We start from the raw sequence: 7252 nt of genomic DNA on the forward strand, positions 1-7252 counted from the left end.
CGACGGCGCCCCCCACCGAACTCCGCGCGTCCCACCGGGGAGCCGACCGTCTGACGGGGACCGTCGCACCGGGGGGAGACGGGCCTCCGGTAGGGTCCGGGGCCGCAGCAGGGGCCGGAAGAGACCGGGGCGGCGCGGGGTCGGGGCAAGGGTTATGTGGGACGGCCGGTTCCGGTTTCGTCGAAGCTCGAGTCGGCCGGCAGCCGCCCAAGGGCTGTCCCGATTACGGGAAAGACCTCAGGCCTCGGACGGGGCCGGGGTAGCGGAGGCGGGGCTGTAGAAGACCGAACGCCCCTGCTTGGTACGCTCCAGCAGCCCCTGCGCCACACCCTGTTCCAGCGTGTTTCGCACCACCGGCACCTGAACCGAACGCTCAGGGTGCGCGTCGGTGAGCGCGGCTGCGATTTCTGCTGCTGACCTGGGTTCGCTCTGTCCTCCCAGGTAAGCGGCGGTCAGCTCCAGCCACGTCGGCTCTCCCGTCTTCTTGGGCGTGGCCGTCTTCTTGGAACTCTTGTGCTTGGTGGTGGCAGTCGCCTTCCCCGCGCGGGTCCTGCTGTTGGAACGCCGGGCCGCGGGGACCACGGTTCCCTTGGGGCTCTTCCTCTGCTTGGTCGTCGGCTTGGGTGTGCCGCCGAGCACTTCCTGCATCTTCGTCAGGACCTGCTCGCTGTCCTCCAGGCGGACGAGTTCATCCTGAAGCCGTGCGAGTTCGGTGCGCACACGCTCCTGCTCGCTCCGGGTCGCCGACAGATCATCGGCGATCCGTTGGGCATAGTCTGCCGTGACGCTCGGAGTGGGAAGGTTTCCAGACATGTGGTCCTCGGCTTTCGACGTGGGTGTAGCGACGATGGTACCCACATGAATCAAGCCAAGCCGCCAGTGCGCCTGGTGACATGGGCAGCCGTCTGAGTCGCTCTCCCGCCGGTCGCGGGGGGGGTATGCACCGGTCACTTGCGTTCGTCCCTTCCGCTGGTGGCCGGAAGTCGGCCTACAAGCTCTGGACCGAGCACACCTGGCCGCGCCCAGCGCCGGTGCCGGTGCCGGTGCCGGTGCCGGTGCCGAACTGGGACGAGGCACCCGCGACATGGGGCGTGGCCGCGGATCGCGGACAAGCGGGGGGGGTTCGTCGGCACCGGGGCGCAGGTGGGCCAGGCAGGGCCCGCGCACGCTCCACGGCTTCACGAGCAACGGCTTCCCCGGCCTCCTCCAGAGGGGGTTCCCCAGAACGCCGGCAGCGTCAACTGCACCCACATCCTGGACGAGCAGGCCATTTATGCCGCCGCCCTCGTCGCAGTCGCCGAAGTCGGCGGCGTCCTCGGTCTCGGCGGCGGCGGCCTCATCGAACCCTCCCCCGAGACCGAGGACGCCTGGATCGCCGTCCTGGCCAAGGGTGCTCCCGACCACAAGTGGTTCCCCGCCGAGTGCACTCCCGGCTACAACGACCGTGAAGAGCGCGGCCGGCCCAACGGTCCCATCGCCCCGAGCCATGAACGCACCCGTACCCGCCCCGGACGTCTCCTCTCGCGTGGGAGCCTCATCGGCGCGACCATCGGCCGCATCGGCTCGGCGGACGAACAGGCCGCCGCCATCGTCTGGCTGGCGTCCGATGCGGCTTCCTTCGTCATCGGCGCCGTCCTGCCCGTGGACGACGGCTGGTCAGCCGTCCGACACGGCCGGGCCGAGGCACTCGCGGCGCGTCACGAGCGGGCCGCGTCGGAGAACGGGACCTCGGTGCGGGCGGTCAGGGCAGGAGCTCCACGTACCCGTCGGTCGCGTGGAGACGGATCCGCTGCCCGTCCCGGATCAGCCGGGTGGCCCGCTCCACGCCCACGACGGCCGGAAGTCCGTACTCCCGGGCGATCACCGCGCCGTGGGTCATCAGACCGCCGACCTCCGTCACCAGGCCCGCGATCCCGACGAACAGCGGCGACCAGCTGGGGTCCGTGAAGGTCGTGACCAGGATGTCGCCCGCTTCGAGGTCGGCCGCCGCCATGTCGAGGATGACGCGGGCTCTTCCCTCGACGGTGCCGGCGGACACCGGCAGGCCGGTCAGCGCGCCGGGCGGCGCGTCGTCACGCCGGTACGCGCCGGTGACGGCCTCACCGTCCGACGTGAGGACGCGGGGCGGGGTGAGCGCGTGATACGACCGGAACGCCTCCTTGCGCCGCTGGATGAGCCGCGCGTCCGCCCGGTCGGACCGTACGGCCTCGTGGAGTTCCTGGAACGTCAGGTAGAAGGCGTCCTCCTTCTCGGTGAGCACCTTGTCCCGCGTGAGTCGCTCGGCCTCCGCCAGCAGGGCACGCTTGTAGACGAAGTAGCGGCTGACGATGCCGTACTTCGGGTACTCCCGGTATCCGATGAAGGTCCTGACCCGGTCGATCATCCGCTGGGTCTCGTCGGCCTTCCGGTCCCCGTCCGGCAGGGCCCGCAGCCGTGACAACACGTCCTGTTCCTTCTGCCGGGCCTTGCGCCGGCCCCGTTCGAAGCGCTGCTCGGCAGCGCCCGGCCCGAAGTTCCGCACATGGTCGAGGATCACGGGAACGAGCGTGGTGGGGCGCTCACGCCAGCGCGGCCTGGTGATGTCGATCTCGCCGACGCAGCGCATGCCGTACCGGTCGAGGTACGCCTCGATGGCCTCCCGTGCCTCGCCTCCCCCCTCGGTCTTCACCAGCTCGTCCAGGAAGGTGGCGTCCTCAAGGTGCTCGGCGTCCCGCAGGAACGCCAGCACCTCCGGCAGCGGGCGGATCACGTCCGCGACGTCGAGCAGCGCCAGTCCCATCTCCGACGTGATGTTGTCGGGGGCCGACAGCGTCAGGGTGTCCGCGGCGTTCTTCTCGCCCAGCCACTCCCGCAACCTGTCGTTGAGCCACCAGGTGGCGTCCATCCCCGCCATGAGCGCCCGCATGCTCAGCGGGTCGGCCAGTACCCGCTTGTGCTCCTCGAAGGCCTCCAGCAGGAAGTCGAACAGCGCCGGCCCCTTCTTCGTCCGGATGTCACGTTCCAGGGCGGCGATGGATGTCCGGCTGCGCTCGATCAGTTCGGTGACGACGGCCGGATCCGTCTCGATCGGGGCGGGCGCATCGGTGGACGGCGGACCGACGGGGGCCGCGTCCGGGAGTGAGGGCACGAAGCCGTCGCGTTCGAGGACGGTCTCCAGGGCATCCCTGACCAGCGGATCGCCCTTCCCCATGGCGTCAAGGAGGCTGTCGCGGCTCGTGGGCGATGCCAGGCGCGGGGTGACGTCGACGAACAGCCGCCCGCCGGCCTCGTGCATCGGCACCATGGCCGTCAGTTGCCACATGGAGTACCCGAGGGGCTTCATGGGGTCGGTCATCATCTGCTGGTGGCCGACGGAGACGTAGACGCGATTCGCCCCGCCGTCTCCCTCGGCGTTCTCCCTGTCATCCCCCTCGTCGCCGTTCTCGACGACGGGGAGGGGGAAGAGGGTGGTGATCGGCCTGCTCTGCACGAACCGGAAGCCGTCGTCGACCAGGCACCATTCGATGTCCTGCGGACGGCCGAAGTGCGCTTCGATGCTGCGGCCGAGCCCGACGAGGCGGACGGTCTGCTCATCCGTCAGCGCCGGCCGCTGCCGCTGCCCTGCGTCGACCGCCACTTCCCGCGTACCGCCGGTGGGCAGGGCGTGGATGGCGTGCTCCTTGGCGGCGATGGTCCTGGTGACGACTTCGCCGGCCCGGACCGTGAAGACGTCCGGGTTCACCAGGCCGGAGACCACGGCCTCGCCGAGGCCGAAGCCGGCGTCCACGGTGGCGACCTTCCGGTTGCCGGTGACAGGGTCGGCCGTGAACAGGATGCCGGACGCGTGCGGGAAGACCATCCGCTGCACGACCACGGCCATGTGGACCGTACGGTGGTCGATGCCGTTGCGCTGTCGGTAGACGACGGCCCGCTCGGTGAACATCGAGGCCCAGCACCGGCTGACGTGCCGGAGGACCGCGATCGGCCCCAGGACGTTGAGATACGTGTCCTGCTGGCCGGCGAAGGAGGCCGTCGGCAGGTCCTCCGCCGTCGCGCTGGACCGGACGGCATACGCGGCTTGCTCGCCGAACCGGACGATCGAACCAGTGATCGCCGCCGCGATGTCGCCCGGGACGGTGGTCTCCTCGATGATGCGGCGGATCCGTGCGCTGAGCGTGCGGATCGCCTCCTGGTCCTCCGGGTCCAGCCGCGACAGCTCATCGAGCGGTTCGTCGATCGACGGGACTCCCGCAATGGCCCGCCGGAAGGCGTCCGTCGTCACGCAGAAGCCGTCCGGCACGCGGATGCCTTCGATCCGCGACAGTCCGCCCAGGTGTGCGCCCTTGCCGCCTACGTCCGCGACACGCGTCTCGTCGACCTCGCTGAGGTCCAGCACGTACGGGTTCGTCATCGTGACACCTCCGGAGCGGTCGTATTCCGTTGCACTGCGGCGGCCGGTCGGACCACCGGCGCCTCGCCCTCTGTCGAACCTCTTGTCGGGCACGTACTCATTCCTGGTTGTCTTCCCTCTGACGTATGGACCGGCGGATCCTCCCGGCCGGTCGGCGCACGTCGTGCGACCGTTCCCGCTGGTGGTGGCAGCGACCCGAGGATTCTGCGCCGTCACCGGGGTCTTGCCGCAAGCCCCCCGGTGAGCTATAAGTTGAGAGTGGCAAGGAGAGGTCTCTCTCCTTGCCTTTGTTGTTGGGCTTCCCCGAGCGTCGGGGCATTCTCCGCGTTCATCGAGTCTTCGCCGATAACGTTGGGAAATGACAAGAAGCGAGCGACTCGCGGACCAGTTGGACTGGTATTGGAACAGGAACCTGCGGCCACGGCTGGATGGTCTTACCGACGAGGAGTACTTCTGGGAGCCGGTGCGCGGTTGCTGGAGCATCCGCCCACGTGGCACGTCGGCCGCACCGATGTCGGAAGGTCCGGGGGAATGGACGATGGACGGCGCGTCCCCTGCCCCGGCGCCTGCCCCGGCGCCTGCGCCGGTGACCACGATTGCCTGGCGGCTGGCGCACATCATCGTCTCCTGCCTGGGCTGGCGGGTCGGGTGGTACTTCGGCGGCCAGGATCTGGAATCCCGGGCCATCGCCTACGCGGGGACCGCTGACGAGGCGCTGAACCAGCTCGACGAGATGTACGGGAGATGGAACGCGGGGGTTCGCGAACTCACGGACGCTGAGCTGGACCATCCGCCTGCTGTGGGCCCCGAGCGGTTCCCCATGGAGAACAGGGTTCTGCACGTCAACAGGGAGTTGATCCATCACGGCGCCGAGATTTCCCTGCTGCGCGACCTCTACCGCTGGCAGGACGGAGCCGTACCGCGCCGAATATGACTGATGGGCTGTCAGCGTGAGAGCTCGCGGTTCGAGAGGACCGGGAGAGCGCGCGGAAGGTGAGTGGCGCGAACGGGGCCGATGCGGAGCCCGGTGGGGAGCGCCAGGTCTTCAGGCGCGCGAAGCCCTGTGCTACGGCAGCGCGGAGGGGCGGCCGGGACCCGGTCGGCCTGCTCTTCTCGCCGGGGGTGAGCTTGCGGACTCGGGCGGCCCGGTGGCCGTGGACGATCACCGGGTCGTCACTGTCGCCGGTGAGGCCGAGGAAACCAAGGCCGACCAGGGCGCCGAGGCCGGCCCCGCGCGCGGGCGGGTGAGAATGCGGTCGCGGCGGGCGGCGGTGGTGGTGGTGTCGTGCGTGCGGCCGAAACGGCCGCGGAGATCAAGACCGGGCACCCCTTCTCGTCGGTGAGGGCGAGGAAACGGTCGTCGGAGTCGAAGGTGGGCCGGCGGACGGCGGGCAGGGGGAGGAGGCCGGCAAGGCGTCCGGACCGTCGGGTGAACGGCGGATCGCCGACGTGCCCGCCGACGTCGGGGCGGCAGCACGGAAGCGGGCCCGCCGGAGAGGCGTGGCCGCGCCGGGAACACTTCGGCGACCTCCCTCGTTCGACCCTCCGGCCCCTGCCACGAACCCTGGATCCGAGGAACCGCCTTGCCCGATACTTCCACTGCCGACGCCGTACGCCCGCTCCCGCCGCCCTCCGCCCAGGCGGATCGCCTGATCGAACTCGGGGTGCACGAGATCGCGGGAATTTCCGCCGAGGACATCCGCGCTTTCGCCCGAACGGCCGGGCGGAGCCGTGACGTTCTGCTCGCCGTCCATCCGGAGCGCGCCCCCGCCTCCGCCCTCGCGCCGCTGCTCCTGCGCGACGGCAAGCCCGGCTTCGTCGTCGTCGACATGCCCGACGTCGACCGGTTCGCCCCCGACGCGGTCGAACTTCCCGACGCGCCTCTCTATTTCGTCGCCGGACCCGACCGCGGCGACCACATGGCCAACTGGAGCCCCGAAGAGGCGTTGCCCGCCCTCACGGAGGAGGGCCGCACCCCCTTGGTGCTCACCGAAGGCATCCACTGGGTCCTGCAACAGCCAGCGGTGCTTGAGCGCAACCTCTGCTTCATGACCATCGGGTCCCGGCTGCGCAAGGCGAACGGCGCCCTGGACGCGCGTACCCCGGCGCTCTGGATCAGCAACGGCACCGGGCGGGACGGCAAGGAACGGCGCAACGCCCCCAAGGTCGGCTGGTGCTGGTGGGGCAACCGCCACACGTGGCTGGGATTCGCCTCCGCCGCGGGCCGCGAGGGCCAGTAGCGCCCGTTCGTCCTCCTGTTGAGCCATCTCCGGTGACTCACCTCCGGTGAAGCGGGCCGCGCGGGCCCGCTTCACCGCCGCGGGCGCGCGCGAGAACATCTCCCCGGAGTGCGCGACCTTGCGCCCTGGCTTTTGTCGACTGCACGTCAGTTACCTTGAGCCACAGGGGATATGGCGACTCTGCATCAACGCCCGCACACGCTGTGTCCGACCTTGGTGTCACGCAGCACACCGAGGGAGACCCGCACGTCGAAGGCGCGCAGGGTGCCGCCCGGCTCCCGCGGCGGGAGTGCGTCGGCTCCGTGCGGTGGGGCAGCGCTTCGTCCGGACAGTGGCTCCGGTGGCTGCGCCGGAAACGGTAGGAAGATTCTACAGGCGGCGGACCCCGAACGTCGACAAGTTGATGCCGCGCATCGACTGGAGTTCGGCGGCGCCCTCGACTGCCCCGGCGACGGGCTGCCGCTGACCGGGACACACCCGGACCACGCGCTCACCGGTCTACGGCCCGCGGGCTTCGGCCCGCGGGCTTCGGCCCGCAGGCTTCGGACCGCAGGCTTCGGACCGCAGGCTTCGGACCGCAGGCTTCGGACCGCAGGCTTCGGACCGCAGGCTTCGGCCCGCT

At 70.3% G+C, this 7252-nt stretch carries 4 protein-coding genes and 2 pseudogenes; 4 read left to right on the forward strand and 2 right to left on the reverse strand.

Annotated features, from left to right (window positions below):
• Window positions 1-237 precede the first annotated feature (237 nt).
• Window positions 238-813, reverse strand: coding sequence for a hypothetical protein (locus ACH4RG_RS25180; RefSeq protein WP_397925818.1), 576 nt, complete (start codon window positions 811-813; stop codon window positions 238-240).
• 328 nt (window positions 814-1141) lie between these two features.
• On the opposite strand from ACH4RG_RS25180, the pseudogene ACH4RG_RS25185 reads away from it, so the two are divergent.
• Together ACH4RG_RS25185 and ACH4RG_RS25190 are read left to right on the forward strand one after the other, a co-directional pair.
• A pseudogene (locus ACH4RG_RS25185) lies at window positions 1142-1488 on the forward strand (monooxygenase); the annotation flags it as partial.
• Window positions 1489-1530: 42 nt separating this feature from the next.
• A pseudogene (locus ACH4RG_RS25190) lies at window positions 1531-1665 on the forward strand (SDR family oxidoreductase); the annotation flags it as partial.
• Between the two features lie 76 nt (window positions 1666-1741).
• Here the strand turns inward: ACH4RG_RS25190 and rph are convergent.
• A complete protein-coding gene (gene rph, locus ACH4RG_RS25195; RefSeq protein WP_398540292.1) occupies window positions 1742-4390 on the reverse strand; it encodes a rifamycin-inactivating phosphotransferase in 2649 nt (882 codons plus the stop codon).
• Window positions 4391-4748: 358 nt separating this feature from the next.
• Between rph and ACH4RG_RS25200 the strand changes: the two genes are divergently transcribed.
• Entirely contained in the window at window positions 4749-5324 is a 576-nt protein-coding gene (locus ACH4RG_RS25200) for a DinB family protein (protein WP_398540293.1), read from the forward strand.
• Window positions 5325-5973: 649 nt separating this feature from the next.
• The gene (locus ACH4RG_RS25205; protein WP_397925772.1) at window positions 5974-6630 is read left to right on the forward strand and encodes a DUF5701 family protein; all 657 of its coding nucleotides are present in this window, start codon (window positions 5974-5976) and stop codon (window positions 6628-6630) included.
• Window positions 6631-7252: the final 622 nt, after the last annotated feature.

It is taken from the genome of Streptomyces sp. NPDC021019 (assembly GCF_044333295.1).
Lineage (GTDB): Bacteria > Actinomycetota > Actinomycetes > Streptomycetales > Streptomycetaceae > Streptomyces.